Origin of the sequence: Thalassospira australica, assembly GCF_044790785.1 — a bacterium.
GTDB lineage: Bacteria > Pseudomonadota > Alphaproteobacteria > Rhodospirillales > Thalassospiraceae > Thalassospira > Thalassospira australica_A.
Genome location: NZ_CP085258.1, coordinates 1,870,078 through 1,883,832 on the forward strand (window position 1 = coordinate 1,870,078; position 13,755 = coordinate 1,883,832).

General features: G+C 54.1%; 12 protein-coding genes. 5 read left to right on the plus strand and 7 right to left on the minus strand.

What is annotated here, in order from left to right:
• The first annotated feature begins 43 nt into the window (after window positions 1-43).
• Window positions 44-1,042: an ABC transporter permease gene (locus LG297_RS08965; RefSeq protein WP_404426572.1), complete on the plus strand. Its 999-nt coding sequence runs from the start codon at window positions 44-46 to the stop codon at window positions 1,040-1,042.
• Window positions 1,039-2,208 (plus strand): ABC transporter permease, encoded by a 1,170-nt coding sequence (locus LG297_RS08970; protein WP_404426573.1) that lies wholly within the window; start codon window positions 1,039-1,041, stop codon window positions 2,206-2,208. Before LG297_RS08965 ends, LG297_RS08970 begins: the two co-directional genes overlap by 4 nt.
• 52 nt (window positions 2,209-2,260) lie before the next feature.
• On the opposite strand, the gene LG297_RS08975 is transcribed toward LG297_RS08970, so the two are convergent.
• The 5 genes from LG297_RS08975 to dusA all read right to left on the minus strand — a co-directional run bounded on the left by LG297_RS08975 (window position 2,261) and on the right by dusA (window position 8,637).
• Entirely contained in the window at window positions 2,261-3,442 is a 1,182-nt protein-coding gene (locus LG297_RS08975; protein ID WP_404426574.1) for an MFS transporter, read from the minus strand.
• Window positions 3,443-3,538: 96 nt separating this feature from the next.
• On the minus strand, window positions 3,539-4,396 hold the full coding sequence (locus LG297_RS08980) for a class I SAM-dependent methyltransferase (protein WP_404426575.1): 858 nt from the start codon (window positions 4,394-4,396) through the stop codon (window positions 3,539-3,541).
• A gap of 22 nt (window positions 4,397-4,418) precedes the next feature.
• Window positions 4,419-5,615 carry a 3-phenylpropionate MFS transporter gene (locus LG297_RS08985; RefSeq protein WP_404426576.1) on the minus strand — a complete coding sequence of 399 codons (1,197 nt, stop codon included), beginning with the start codon at window positions 5,613-5,615 and terminating at the stop codon, window positions 4,419-4,421.
• Window positions 5,612-7,645, minus strand: a complete 2,034-nt coding sequence (mnmC, locus tag LG297_RS08990; RefSeq protein WP_404426577.1) for a bifunctional tRNA (5-methylaminomethyl-2-thiouridine)(34)-methyltransferase MnmD/FAD-dependent 5-carboxymethylaminomethyl-2-thiouridine(34) oxidoreductase MnmC — start codon at window positions 7,643-7,645, stop codon at window positions 5,612-5,614. The genes LG297_RS08985 and mnmC overlap by 4 nt, the downstream gene beginning before the upstream one ends.
• A complete protein-coding gene (gene dusA / locus LG297_RS08995; protein ID WP_404426578.1) occupies window positions 7,642-8,637 on the minus strand; it encodes a tRNA dihydrouridine(20/20a) synthase DusA in 996 nt (331 codons plus the stop codon). Before dusA ends, mnmC begins: the two co-directional genes overlap by 4 nt.
• Window positions 8,638-8,779: 142 nt before the next feature.
• Here dusA and LG297_RS09000 point away from each other — a divergent pair, with 142 nt between their 5' ends.
• Together LG297_RS09000 and LG297_RS09005 are read left to right on the plus strand one after the other, a co-directional pair.
• Window positions 8,780-9,133, plus strand: coding sequence for an ArsC/Spx/MgsR family protein (locus LG297_RS09000; protein ID WP_404426579.1), 354 nt, complete (start codon window positions 8,780-8,782; stop codon window positions 9,131-9,133).
• On the plus strand, window positions 9,130-9,825 hold the full coding sequence (locus tag LG297_RS09005) for an HAD family hydrolase (RefSeq protein WP_404426580.1): 696 nt from the start codon (window positions 9,130-9,132) through the stop codon (window positions 9,823-9,825). Before LG297_RS09000 ends, LG297_RS09005 begins: the two co-directional genes overlap by 4 nt.
• A gap of 56 nt (window positions 9,826-9,881) precedes the next feature.
• On the opposite strand, the gene ggt is transcribed toward LG297_RS09005, so the two are convergent.
• On the minus strand, window positions 9,882-11,657 hold the full coding sequence (gene ggt / locus LG297_RS09010; protein ID WP_404426581.1) for a gamma-glutamyltransferase: 1,776 nt from the start codon (window positions 11,655-11,657) through the stop codon (window positions 9,882-9,884).
• Window positions 11,658-11,805: 148 nt separating this feature from the next.
• A complete protein-coding gene (locus LG297_RS09015) occupies window positions 11,806-12,642 on the minus strand; it encodes an alpha/beta hydrolase (protein WP_404426582.1) in 837 nt (278 codons plus the stop codon).
• A gap of 266 nt (window positions 12,643-12,908) precedes the next feature.
• Here LG297_RS09015 and LG297_RS09020 point away from each other — a divergent pair, with 266 nt between their 5' ends.
• The gene (locus tag LG297_RS09020) at window positions 12,909-13,589 is read left to right on the plus strand and encodes a Crp/Fnr family transcriptional regulator (RefSeq protein WP_404426583.1); all 681 of its coding nucleotides are present in this window, start codon (window positions 12,909-12,911) and stop codon (window positions 13,587-13,589) included.
• Window positions 13,590-13,755 lie beyond the last annotated feature (166 nt).

The following is a 13,755-nucleotide window of genomic DNA, read 5'->3' on the forward strand; positions in this document are numbered from 1 at the left end:
TAGGGAAACCGGAGCCGATGCGTCAGGGGGAGCTTAACCGCCGATGCTGACTTTCTTGGCAAGACGGCTTTTTGTCATGATGCCCACGCTGTTTTTCATCAGCGTGTTGGTGTTCGTCATCATTCAATTGCCGCCGGGCGACTTCCTGTCCACCTATCTGAATGAATTGCAGGCTCAGGGCGAGGCCGTCGATCCTGCCAAAATTGCTTTCCTCAAACAGCAATATGGTCTGGATCAACCGCTCTGGCAGCAATATTTCGACTGGGCATGGGGATTGCTGCATGGCGACCTTGGCTTTTCGTTCGAATATAACCTGCCGGTCACCGAGGTGGTTGGTGATCGTCTGTGGCTATCTGTTGTTCTGAATTTCAGCACGGTTCTTTTCATCTATGTCGTCAGCTTTCCAATCGGGATTTATTCTGCGACTCGTCAATATAGCTGGGGCGACTATGGCTTTACCTTGCTAGGGTTTCTTGGGCTTGCCATGCCGAACTTCCTGTTCGCGCTGATTCTGCTCTATTACGCCAATGTGGTGTTCGGGACATCAATTGGTGGCCTGATGGATCCGGAATTCATCAATCAGGGCTGGTCCTTTGCCAAGATAATGTCGGTTGTTGAACATCTTTGGGCACCGGTGCTGGTGATCGGTACATCGGGAACGGCATCCATGATCCGGCGTTTAAGGGCCAACCTGCTTGATGAACTTGGCAAGCAATATGTCGTAACCGCCCATGCCAAGGGCCTTTCACCGGGGCGTGTGTTGTTCAAATATCCGCTGCGTATGGCCTTGAACCCGTTCATCGCCGATATCGGTAACATCCTGCCGCAGGTGGTATCGGGATCCGTTCTGGTATCTGTCGTGATGTCCCTGCCAACCACCGGGCCGATGTTGCTTGCCGCCCTACAAAGTCAGGACATGTATCTTGCCGGGTCGTTCCTGATGTTTCTTGCCCTTCTGACGGTGGTCGGCATGTTTGTGTCCGATATACTTCTCGCGTGGCTTGATCCCCGAATTCGTTTGCAAGGGGGGGTATCGCAATGAGCCGCAGTGACGACAAGCGTAACGAACATTTCGTCGATACCGCGCCCTTTGATCCCTGGGATCGCGAGGAACTGACACCCGCACAGGAAAAATACTATCTCGCCTCGCAGTGGCAACTGATCTGGTGGCGGCTCAAACGTCATCGCTTGGCCTATGTTTCGCTGATCATTCTGGCGATCATGTATGCGTCGGTTTTCATTGTCGAGATCCTGGCACCCTATGCGCAGGAAACACGAAATTCGGAATATATCCATCATCCGCCACAGGGCATCCATCTGTTCCATGACGGGAAATTCGTCGGGCCGTTTACCTATGGCACGGATTTCTCGGTCGATATGGAAACGCTGAAACCGATCTATACGCCAAGTGACAGCCGTATCGAAAAAATCCGCTTCTTCTGTTCCGGTGATCCCTATGAATTCTGGGGCCTGTTCGAGGCAGATTTTCATATCATGTGTCCGGCCGAGGACGGAACCCTGTTCCTGCTGGGCACGGACCGGTTGGGCCGCGATATGCTGTCGCGCATGATTTATGGCGCGCGTGTGTCGCTGACCATCGGTCTGGTCGGTATCGCTGTAAGCTTCATTCTGGGAATCCTGATCGGCGGCGCGGCGGGATACTACGGCGGCTGGGTTGATGCAACCGCGCAGCGCCTGATCGAAGTCATCCGTTCCATGCCTGAAATTCCGTTATGGATGGCGCTATCGGCGGCCTTGCCGGTAACCTGGAGCCCCATTCTGATCTATTTCGGGATCACGATCATTCTGGGCCTGATTGACTGGACGGGGCTTGCCCGTGCGGTGCGCTCGAAACTTCTGGCATTGCGCGAAGAAGACTACGCCCTTGCCGCACGCCTGATGGGGGCAAAGCCCAAACGCATCATCGCCCGTCATCTGTTACCGAACTTTGCCAGCCACCTGATCGCATCCGTGACCCTCTCGATCCCGAACATGATCCTTGGTGAAACTGCGCTCAGTTTCCTTGGCCTTGGCTTGCGCGCACCTGTTACCAGTTGGGGGGTCCTTCTGAACGAGGCCCAGAACATCAACGCCGTTGCCGTCTATCCATGGCTCATGTTGCCTGTGGTACCCGTCGTCATTGTCGTTCTGGCATTCAACTTCCTTGGTGATGGCCTACGTGACGCAGCCGATCCCTACAAGAACTGAACTGCCGGCCAAACGCAAAACAGCCCACCATATATCGGCGGGCTGTTTTGCTTTAATGCGCAATAGATTTGGATCGTAGTTGCCCCATGGATGGGATCATCGCAATCACCGAAAGTGCCAGCCCGAAACTGCACACCGCAGGCCAGCCGCCCAGTCCCCAGGCATAAGTCGCCCCGGCCGAACCGAAGGAACCGCCAAGGAACATACCGGTCATATAAACCGTGTTGATCCGGCCGCGGGCCTCTGGTAATAGGCCGAAAATCACATGCTGGTTGGAAATCATCGCGCTTTGCACGCCGAAATCCAGAATGATCACCCCGACGATCAATCCGGCAAGAGCCGTCCACAGCCCGAATGCCAGCCATGAAATCACACAAATGATAACACCCGCGGCAATGACGCGGGCCGGGCCGTAACGGTCGGCAAGCCGGCCAGAAAGCGGCGCTGCCAGAACGCCAATTGCGCCCAGAACCCCGAACAGCCCGGCGATATCCGCCCCCAGTTGATAATCGGGTTCCTGAAGATGCAGTGCTAGTATGGTCCAGAAAGCCGAAAATGATCCGAACAGGGCGGCTTGCGTCAATGTCGCCCGGCGAAGGGCAGGCAGCTGTTTACACAGGAACAGCACGGATAAAAGCGCCTCGCCATAGCCGATGGATGTTCGCGCCTTGTCCTTTGGCAACATCACGGCCATCACGATGGCGGCAAGAACGGCCAACGGTGCGGCAAGCCAGAACATCTCGCGCCAACCAAGATGGGTTGATACAAACCCCGCCAGTGTCCGGCTAAGCAGGATACCGCACAGCAAACCCGCCATGACCGTGCCGATAGTCTTCCCGCGGCTTTCGGGCGGGGTTAGGGCGGTTGCATAGGGGATGATCTGTTGGGCCACGGTTGAACAGGCACCCAGCAGGACCGACGAGGCAAACAGAATGTAATCTGTCGGCGCCGATCCCTCGATCACAAGTACAAGGGCCAGCAACAGAAACTGCAAAACAATCAGTTTGCGCCGGTCAAACAGATCGCCCAAGGGCACCAGCAAAAACAGGCCGATGGCATATCCCAGTTGGGTGGCAGTCGGGATCAGTGCTGCCGTGCCGCTTTGATTGAACTCGGCCATGATGATGCCAAGCATCGGTTGGTTATAATAGATATTGGCAACGGCCAGGCCGGCAGCAACCGCCATGACAAAAGCCAGTCCCCGGCCAAGACCCGGAGTATCTGTTCGCGACATCGAATTAATCCTGATTAACCGCGTTTTGGTTGGAAAGACGTTTTCCCGCAGGCTTGCGGGGCTTTTGCCCCGTCCTTTCCATAAATACGGTTTGAATTACTTTTTACGCAACCACAAGCTGGTTTCATGCGCCCCGTCTGGCAGATGAATGCCATTGGCGATGGAGTTTGCAATAAGGTCATTCAGGCGTGTGCTGGCATAGGCACTCGACCACAGGATTTCAAACCCGTTCCCGGCCAGCAACGCTGCAACACCCTGCTGTTCATTGTATCCGCGCCATTGCCAGATTGTCGGATAATCATCGGGTAGGGTGATGTCATGGATATGAATGATCGCCCCACTGGGCAATGCCGGTATGACCGTTGAAAACAGCAGATCAACATCCGTGCCCGGCATCAGGATATGGCTTGAATCAATCGAAAGAATATCCGCACCCGACAGGGTTCCAAAAATCGTCGGATCGGCCTTTTGCACAATGGTCCGTTCAACCGTAATCGGAAGGGCGGCAATATCGGCGCGTGGTGCCGGATCAATCGCGTGAAAGATGGTTTCAAGTTTACCATCAAGAATGGCGCGATAATAAAACCGTGTTGAATGACCAGACCCGATTTCAATAATCCGTTCCGGGCGAAATTCACGCGTCAGCACATAGGCCATCATTCCATCCAACCGCGGGAACCAGCTTTGCTGCCAGCGCGGATCGGGTGGGGTGGCATTACCGAAACTGGCAAATGCGTCCTGATATTTGTTGGCTTTGGTCAGCCATGCCTTCATGGTCGGTGTCGCGTGGTCCATCATCGCCTCGATGGCCGGGTAATACGGTCTGCCAACGGCACGGGCCGTTTCGGCAGCATAGCGATAAGGGATGAAATAACCGGCAGGCGAGGCCCCAAACAGCGTCTTGAGCCCCAGTTTCAAACGGCGCCATTTCCGTGAAAGCGGAAGATTGGTCATCAAATTCCCCAAAGGTTCAAGGTCAGTCGCAAAACATGTTGTCTTCACCGCGCCAGCGCTTGATCAGCCAAAACGCAAACAAAAGCGCAAGCACCGAAAGTCCGGTCATCGCAAAATAGGCCTGTGATCCGAAATGATCATAAAGCGGCCCGGATGCCCAGATCGAACTGCCAAGGAAAACCCCCATCGACAAGGTCGCCATCAGACTTTGCGCCGATGTCGCCAGTTGCGGCGGTACCGCGCGCGCAATAAAGCTGACAGCCGCCAGATGGGTAATGCCAAATGTCATGGCGTGCAAAGGTTGCACCAGAACAATCAGCCAGAAATTATCGGTCATGCCCAGAACGGTCCAGCGCAGAACACCAGATGCCGCGCCGATGGCAAACAGGATGCCTGGATGCCGCCCGCGAACATATTTCCCGGCAAAGGCAAACAGGGCGATTTCTGCGATTACCCCGATGGACCAGAATGCCCCGATCATATCATGGGGATAGCCGACATTTTCCCAATGGACAGACGCAAAGCTGTAATACGTGCCATGCGACCCTTGCGCAAAGCCGATACAGCCCAGATAAATCAGAAAGACCGGTTTGCGCAGCAGATAGATGATCGACGAACCGGACCGCAACGGTCGGTCGGTTTGCGGATCTGGCATACGGGTAACAATGGCAAAATTTACAATCCCGGCAATGAACAGCAACCAGACAATCCACGCGGTCGAAGTGCCATCAAGAACCCATCCTGCGCCATAGGATGCCGCGATAAATGCAAGTGACCCCCACAGTCGCACTCGCCCGTAATCAAGTTCCTTGGCCTTGCATTCATGCACCGTAATCGTCGTGCCCAACGGCAATAACGGGGCAAAGGTAAAGCCGATGACGATGGATAGTCCGGCAAGCCACCAGAAATTGTTCGATACGGGAAAGGCCAGAATGGTGACGACATAAATCCCCGCCAGCCACAGCATTGGTGTTTTTCGGTTGCCGGTGCGATCTGCACGCTGCGCAATCAACGGATCTGCAAAGACACGTACCCAGTTGGGCAGAGACAGCAAAATACCGATTTCTGCGGCCGAAAGCCCCTGACTTTTAAGCCAGACCGGCCAATAAGGCAGAAATACCCCCTGAACCAGAAACAATCCGACGAAAAACAGCGCCAGAATGGTCGCCGTCTTCATGCGCGGATCGTCAAAGGATGGCAGGGTTGACTTGTTGTTCATGGAGCAATCTGGCGCCGTTTCAGACCACGCACGATGAACCGTGCCGGATGCACCGCATCCATCAGGGATTTTTCAAGCGGCAGGAGCATATTGCAAATCTCGCTGGCTAGTATTTCGGCGGCAAGTGGTGCTGCAATCAGCCCGCGCGCGCCAAATCCGGTACAGATATACACGTCTTTGTGGTAAGGCGCATCGATATATCGCGCAGCTTTTTTCCCTTTATCTATATCGTGATAGGCCGAAAGATAGGCATCGTAATCCGGTGCCGGACCAATCATTGGCAAGTGATCGGGGGTTGTGGTCCGCAGTGCCGCCCGACCGTCAAGTTTTATCGCTTCCAGCCTGTCGGCAAGTTCGGGCAGGACGCGGCCCAACTGGTTGCGGTTATATGCATGATCTGTTTCGCGCAGGTCGGTCTGATCATCATCGCGATCAAACGTCGCACCAAAAACGTGGATGCCCGCACGCGCTGGCGTCAGGTAGCCTTTATGACTTAGTACGCAGCGAATTTTTGCATCGCCATAGCATTCGTGCAATGTGCTGTCGTCAAAGTAACTGATCTGTCCGCGTACCGGGCGCAAATAGGCTGAAAGCCATGCGGTTTGATCGAGCCCGGTTGTCTCGGTCGCACCGGCAATGACCACGACGTCAAAGGGGCCAAATTCCTGCCCCTCAACCGAATGCAGGACTTTGTCTGTGCCATCTTCGGAAATTGCAGCAATCGGGGTATTGGTGTGGCACTTGATCCCGCTGGCAAGGCAGGTCACCAGCGATGGTGGATTGACCCAGCCAGCACCAGGATAAAACAAGCCACCATGGGGTAGCGGCAACCCAAAGGCGGTACTCGTAGCTTCACGGGTCAGAACATGAACCAGATCGGGACTGTCCGGCAGACGCTTCATCATACCTGCCTGCCGCTCTTCGTCGCGCTGGCTGGAAATTAAATCCAGTACGCCGCAAAAATCGGCTTCGATCTTCCCTGCATCGGACAGGCTGCGCACCAGTCGTTGGCTGTATCGGAAGCCCGCTTCGTAAAAGCGTCCTGTTATGGCGTTATCAGCGGTGAAATAGGGTTCAAGCATTCCGATGGGATTGCCAGATGCCGCATTTGCCAGGCGTTCGGATTTTTCAAAAAGCGTAACCGCACATCTGCGATTTTGAAGAGCTCGTGCACAGGCAGCTCCGGCCATACCGCCGCCAATGATCGCGATACGTTTGTTATCCGTCACCTTTGGCAATACAAACCAAGGGTTTTCGTCCATTCCTTTGCCGTGATCTGCGCTTTCATCGGTCCCTTTCGGGGCAAGACGGGCCGTGATCATATCGCGCTTATAGGCATATCCCTTGCGCTTGGCGACTTCAAACCCGGCCTGTTCCAGCCCGTCACGCACGATGCGTGCTGCACTGAATGTCGCAAGGTTCGCGCCATCACGGCTTGATGCCGCGGCAAGGGCGGTGAACAATTCCGGTCGCCACATATCGGGATTGCGCGACGGGGCAAAACCGTCAAGGAACCAGCAATCGACCATTCCGTGATAATCGCAATAACAGTCAATCGCATCCCCGATCAGGAGTGTCAGCGTCACCGAACCATCGCCCAGATCAAACCGGTGCACACCGGGCAACATCGTGCCGGCCGGCCATTGCGTGACAAGTTGATTCGAAATTTCTGCCAATTCCGGCCAGTTCTGATGTGCGCGTGCCATCGCATCACGCGTCAGCGGGAATTTCTCGACCGATACGAAATGCAAACGCTTGGACCGCGCCGGGTCCTTTTGCCAGCAATCCCATACGGCAAGGAAGTTCAGGCCCGTGCCAAAGCCGGTTTCACCAATCGTGAAATTCTCGCGTCCCCGCCATGCTTCGGGCAGGTTATTGCCCGCAACAAACACATATTGCGTTTCGGCCAATCCGTTTTTCGGATTGTAATAGATATCGCCAAATTGCCGGGAATAGGGGACATTCCCGTCGCGCCAGGTAATGCCGCTGGTTATTTCGGCGTTTTCGCCGGATGGTTCATCTGCGCTCATGCAGACAGTGCCTCGGCATCTTCTTCAGGTACCATAGCCAGTGCCTCGCGCACCGTATCAACACCTGCACCCTTGCGATGGGCATTTTCACTTAAATAACGTCGCCATTGTTTGGCGCCACGCATATGCTGAAACAGTCCCAGCATGTGTCGCGTCACATGGCCAAGCGTGCCGTTGTTCGATTTCAGATGTTCATCGATATATGGCAACATCGCCTCGACCACCTGATGGCGGCTTAAGGCTGGGGTGTCGTCGCCATAAAAACGACGATCCACATCCGAAAGCATATAGGGATTCTGATAGGCTTCACGCCCGATCATTACGCCGTCCACCTGTTTAAGGTGCTCTTCGGTTTCCTCCAGTGTCCTGATGCCGCCATTGATCAGGATTTCAAGTTCCGGAAATTCCTGTTTCAACTGGTAAACCAGCTCATATTTAAGCGGCGGAACTTCGCGGTTTTCCTTGGGGCTAAGCCCGTTCAGCCACGCCTTGCGGGCATGTACGATAAAGGTCCTGCATCCTGCATCCGCCACGGTTTCGACAAACCGTTTCAGTGACGGGTAATCTTCCTGATCGTCGATACCGATACGGTTTTTTACCGTTACCGGCGCGTCACTGGCACCAATCATCGCCTGGACGCAATTTGCCACCACATCGGGCGTCGCCATCAGACAGGCACCAAATGCCCCGTTCTGCACGCGATCCGACGGGCAGCCGCAATTCAGGTTGATCTCGTCATAGGTATAGTCATTGGCAATCTCGCAGGCACGCGCCAGATCATCGGGGTTGCTGCCACCAAGTTGCAGGGCAACGGGATGCTCTGCCGCGTCATAGCGCAAATGCCGGTCTGCGCCGCCATGGATGATCGCGCCTGTCGTGACCATTTCGGTATAAAGCAGCGCATGCCGACTGATCTGCCGCAGAAAATAGCGATCATGCCGGTCCGTCCAATCCATCATCGGGGCGACGGAAATACGCCGATTGACAGTCATACCGAGTTGTTCCTGATCCTGCATATCTGAATGGGGTTGCCGTTTTCCGGGTGGGGTCTTTATATATGTTCCGGGATTTAGGGTCAAAACCCATTCGGCGATGCATGGCTGCATCGCACATTGCGACATACAGGAAGCATTCATGATTACGGTCTATGGCATCAAAAACTGCGACACAGTCAAAAAATCCCTGAAATGGTTCGACGCCAAGGGGATCGATCACAAGTTTCATGATTTCCGCATTGACGGAATTGATGCCAAAACCATCGAAAGGTGGCTTGCCGAAGTCGGCGGCAAGACCCTGATCAACAAACGCGGGCCAAGCTATCGCAGTCTTTCCGATGAGGACAAGGCCGTGCTTGAAAATGACGATGCGGCGGCCGCTGCCATCCTTGCAGCCAATCCGACCGTGATCAAACGTCCGGTTGTCGATTTCGGTGCGACCCGCACGGTTGCCTATGATGAAGGACGCTGGTCCGAACTGGCTAGGGCATGAGTGACAGGGTGATGGATGCGATTGTGGCCAAACCTGTCGTACGTGGCGTGATTTTTGATTGCGACGGTGTTCTGGTGGATACCGAACATCTGGCAAACAGGGTCCTGACCGATCTGCTGTGTGAATATGGCTGTGACATGACCCCGGCACAAAGCCACGAATTTTTTATTGGTGGCACGCTGGCGGCGGTTGCACCCAAAATGGCAGAATCTTTTGGTGTGACGCTTCCTGACGGCTGGATTAAGGAATGTTATGCCAGAACATTCAAATCATTTGAGAAAGATCTGAAGCCGTACGCTGATCTGGACCCTGTTCTTGACCTTCTGGATGCCAAGGGGATCCCGATGGCAATCGGCAGCAACGGCCCGCATGACAAGATGGGTGTGTCGCTTGGCAAGGTCGGATTGCTGGATCGTTTTCGTGGTCGGATATGTTCCGCCCATGATGTCCAACACGCCAAACCGGCACCTGACGTTTATTTGCTGGCCGCTGAAAAAATCGGCATCGACATCACCGAATGCGTGGTTGTCGACGACAGCATCAGCGGTGTGCGTGCCGGTGTTGCATCGGGGGCGACGACAATCGGTCTGGTCGATCTGACATCGGCGGATGCCCTGCGTGGGGCAGGGGCGCATTACGTCGCTGAAAATCATCTGGTATTGCGCGATTTTCTGGCCAATTGGATCGGTTGACAAAAAAGGCGGCATCGCGATTGATGCCGCCTGTCTTCAAATCATCGATATCTATTTTACTCGCCGATAACAATGCCCTCGCGTCTCGGGTCGGCCCCGCCAATCAGGCCCTGATCGGTAATCCGGATGATGTGCAAACCGGAATTAAGATCGCGGATCTCGGTTTTGAAACCGCGTTGCTGAAGATAAGGCGCAAGTGCCTCGGCCTCTGTTCCGGCCTCGATATCGAACGTGCCGAACCGGTTGATCAGATGAGGCATGTTGATGGCCTGCTGCGGGTCCATGCCCCAGTCAATCATCCCGATCAGCGACTGTGCGACATAACCGATAATTCGTGATCCGCCCGGTGATCCGGCGGCAATAACCGGTTCCCCGTCCTGCATGACGATTGTTGGTGCCATGGAAGAACGCGGGCGTTTGCCCGGTTCCAGCCGATTGGCAATCGGCACACCATTACTGTGTGTCTTGAACGAAAAATCGGTTAGTTCGTTGTTCAGCATAAAGCCCCGAACCATCAGGCGTGACCCAAAGCCGTTTTCAATGGTGGTTGTCATCGACACAACGTTACCCATGGCATCGACAATGGAAAAATGGCTGGTACTGGGGAATTCGATTGCTTCGTCATCGGCAAGCCGCATGGCGTGGCTGAATGCGGGCATTCCCGGTTCGACATTTTCCAGCGCCCGGTCGCTTTCCAGGAGTTTCGATCTTTGCGCCAGATAATCCTTGTCCAGCAATCCGGTCAACGGCATCGGCACAAAATCGATATCGGCCATATATCGCCCGCGATCGGCAAAGGCCAGACGTGATGCATCACCAATCAATCGCCAGCTTTCCGGCGATTTCGGGCCAAAATCACCAATATCAAACGGTTCGATCAGCCCAAGTATCTGCCCGACCGTCAGGGCGCCGGATGATGGCGGGCCCATTCCACATATTTCATATCCGCGATAATCGGCGCAAACCGGATCACGTTCCTTGACAGTATAATTGGCAAGGTCTTTCAGGGACAGAACACCGGGGTTCCAGCTTGCCCCCTGAACCTTGTTAACGATGTCATTGGCAATCGGCCCAAAATAAAACCCGCCAGTACCGTTTTGCGCCAACGCCTTAAGGGTATTTGCATATTCCGGGTTTTTCAGAAGCGCACCTTCTTTGATTGGCGCACCATTGGCGTCGAAGAAATATCCCTTTGCCGTATCATCGCGCGAAAGTTTTTCGGTATCTTGGGCAATCAGTCCGGCAAGGCGCTGTGAAACGCTGAAACCGATTTCAGCGCGCTCGATGGCAGGTGTCAGCAATGTCGGCCATTCAAGCTGCCCCCATTTTTCATGGGCAGTTTTCAGCAATGCCGGTGTCCCCGGTGTTCCGACCGAACGACCGCCGACAACCGCATCATAAAATTCCATCGGCTGGCCGTTTGCGTCCTGAAACAAGGTCGGGGTTGCTGCCATCGGTGCAGTTTCGCGTCCGTCAAGCGTGGTCAACTTGCCACTGCGCGCGTCAAAATAAACAAGAAACGCGCCGCCACCCAGACCCGATGATTGCGGTTCAACCAGCCCCAGCATGGTTTGAACCGCCACCATGGCATCAATTGCATTGCCACCTCGTCGTAAAACATTGGCACCGGCCTCTACCGCCAGCGGATTGGCCGCGCTGATCATCCAGTTTTCCGATTGCACCGAACTGCGTAATTCGATCGGCATCGTCGAACTTTCCGGGGCGACGGCATCGGTTGCCTGCTGCGCCGTTGTTGGCATGGCAAGAAGGGCCGTGATCCCGAATGTGATCATTGATGTTTTAAGCCGGAAGCATCCTGTCATACGAACCATGTCACCAACCTTTTTGTTGTGGTTATGTGGGGGCATGCTTCCAGAAATTGCGGTGATTGAAAAGAAAACAGTTCCGCGGCACTAAAAAACAAAAGGCAGAATGCGCGAACATCCTGCCTTTAAAACTGCATTTGGTTTTTGTGATCAATCAGGCCGCAGACTTCTTTGTCGTGTTGTCCTGTTTTTCGATCACATGCTTTTCAAGCCATTCGACAATGCCGGTTGCGGCCTTTTCCCAATTTGCATCCAGCATCATCGCGTGTGCGATATTGTCAAGCAGCACGCAATCCGCCCCAAATCGCCTGGCGGTATGGTTGACGACCTCGCTTTGTATGATTTCGTCATTGCGCGCCCCGATGGCCAGCATCGGCGGCAGATCGGTTTGCGACAGAAACACCGGATTTCCGCCCATCATGTCCATAAGGGCTCGGTGGCTTTCGGTTTCAAGACGGCCGAAATAGATCATGCCTTCGTCTTCGGCGATGTCAGGGGACAGCATGGCACGGCCAAGCCGGTCACGCAGCAATGTGTGCGGCCCGATGGCCTGAAGCCAGAACATCTGAAGGTAAAGATCGGGCTGGGCCATCGCCATCATGGTGTTGCTGGCAAGAAGGCCTTCTGGCGGGACGGATGCCATCAGCACCGCAGCGGCTGCCTTATGTTTTTCAAGATATTTCTGAATGATATAGCCGCCCATTGAATGACCGATCAGGATCGGCTTCTGGCCCAGCGTATCGACAACCGTTTCAAGGTCTTCAACATAATCGTCAATCGATGCCAGGCTGCGCAGGTGACGTCCGCCGCTTCCACCATGGCCGCGCAGCGAAAACGAAATGGTCTCGAACCCCTGATCGGCAAACCATGTCAGGAAATGCTCGTTCCAGCACCATGCACCTGTAAATGCACCATGGATAAAAACAATAGGGTTTTTGCATTTCGGCTTGTCGCTTGGGCTGCGGCGAAAAATCTCCAATTCGGGACTCATGGCAGGCCTCCTGCATGCGAATTATGTGGGGATCGCTATAATCTAACATGAAAATTACGGTTTCGCATCTGCAGCATTCGCTTGGATGCTGTATAATCATACAATTATATTGTAAATTGCCGTGGGGAATTACCCGCGATGATTGCCAGAGTCATATGCTTTGCATATGATCTTTCCGGGACAGCATTCAAAAGCAGTACATGTGTTAAGCCTGACCATGGCACTGACAAGAAAATGATAGCGAAAGCATAGAAAAGCTGGGGTAGATGGTAGAATTATCGGTGGTCGGTATTCTTGCGGGGCTCGATCAGGTCGCCCTCGCAGATGTCGAGCGGCACATCAACCGAAAAACATTTTCGGCGGGGGCGCAGATCATTGAACCCGAATCCGACAGTTCGGATGTTTATCTGATTTTGTCGGGTAAGGTTCGGATCGTGAATTATTCTTTATCCGGCCGTGAAATCACACTGGAAGAAATCGGGGCAGGTGGCTGTGTTGGTCAGCTTTCGGCAATAGATGGCGAGCCGCGTTCAGCCTGTGTGCTGGCTGTTACCAATACGGATGTCGCGATTGTAAGCCCCGCCAATTTCGAGAAAATTGTCAAAAACCACCCCTCCGTTGCCTGGAGCGTCATCCGGGAGTTGGCACGAATTGTCCGGACATCGACCCGCCGCATTGTTGATGTTAGCACACTTGGGGCAAATGAACGGGTTGTTGCCGAAATATTGCGTTGCGCACAGATCGGGATCGCAGAAGACGGATCTGCGATGTTAAGTCCCGTGCCCGTGCATTCAGAAATTGCCAGCAGGGTCAGCACCTCGCGCGAGACGGTAGCGCGTGTCATGGGGACTCTCGCCCGAAATGGCTTGATCGCCAAAGTCGAGTTGGGTTTGTATGTGCCTAACGTGCAGCGTCTTGAAGAATTCCTCAGTGAATCGATCCACTAGGCCAACATCGACCACAAAATAATGAAATATTGGCAGAAAGTTGAAAATGTTTCGTAAATTGTGACGGGTGTCACAGAACTCGTCTGCCCTACAGGATAGAAAAACAGGGTGACGGACATTTAACAGGTTCGGCACATCTCCCCCAAGAGAGTTTACTGGCCGTACA

Coding starts and splice junctions, on each gene's coding strand:
- LG297_RS08965 (WP_404426572.1), top strand. CDS start 44: ATGCTGACTTTCTTGGCAAGACGGCTTTTTGTCATGATGCCCACGCTG.
- LG297_RS08970 (WP_404426573.1), top strand. CDS start 1,039: ATGAGCCGCAGTGACGACAAGCGTAACGAACATTTCGTCGATACCGCG.
- LG297_RS08975 (WP_404426574.1), bottom strand. CDS start 3,442: ATGTCGCGAACAGATACTCCGGGTCTTGGCCGGGGACTGGCTTTTGTC.
- LG297_RS08980 (WP_404426575.1), bottom strand. CDS start 4,396: ATGACCAATCTTCCGCTTTCACGGAAATGGCGCCGTTTGAAACTGGGG.
- LG297_RS08985 (WP_404426576.1), bottom strand. CDS start 5,615: ATGAACAACAAGTCAACCCTGCCATCCTTTGACGATCCGCGCATGAAG.
- mnmC (WP_404426577.1), bottom strand. CDS start 7,645: ATGAGCGCAGATGAACCATCCGGCGAAAACGCCGAAATAACCAGCGGC.
- dusA (WP_404426578.1), bottom strand. CDS start 8,637: ATGACTGTCAATCGGCGTATTTCCGTCGCCCCGATGATGGATTGGACG.
- LG297_RS09000 (WP_404426579.1), top strand. CDS start 8,780: ATGATTACGGTCTATGGCATCAAAAACTGCGACACAGTCAAAAAATCC.
- LG297_RS09005 (WP_404426580.1), top strand. CDS start 9,130: ATGAGTGACAGGGTGATGGATGCGATTGTGGCCAAACCTGTCGTACGT.
- ggt (WP_404426581.1), bottom strand. CDS start 11,657: ATGGTTCGTATGACAGGATGCTTCCGGCTTAAAACATCAATGATCACA.
- LG297_RS09015 (WP_404426582.1), bottom strand. CDS start 12,642: ATGAGTCCCGAATTGGAGATTTTTCGCCGCAGCCCAAGCGACAAGCCG.
- LG297_RS09020 (WP_404426583.1), top strand. CDS start 12,909: ATGGTAGAATTATCGGTGGTCGGTATTCTTGCGGGGCTCGATCAGGTC.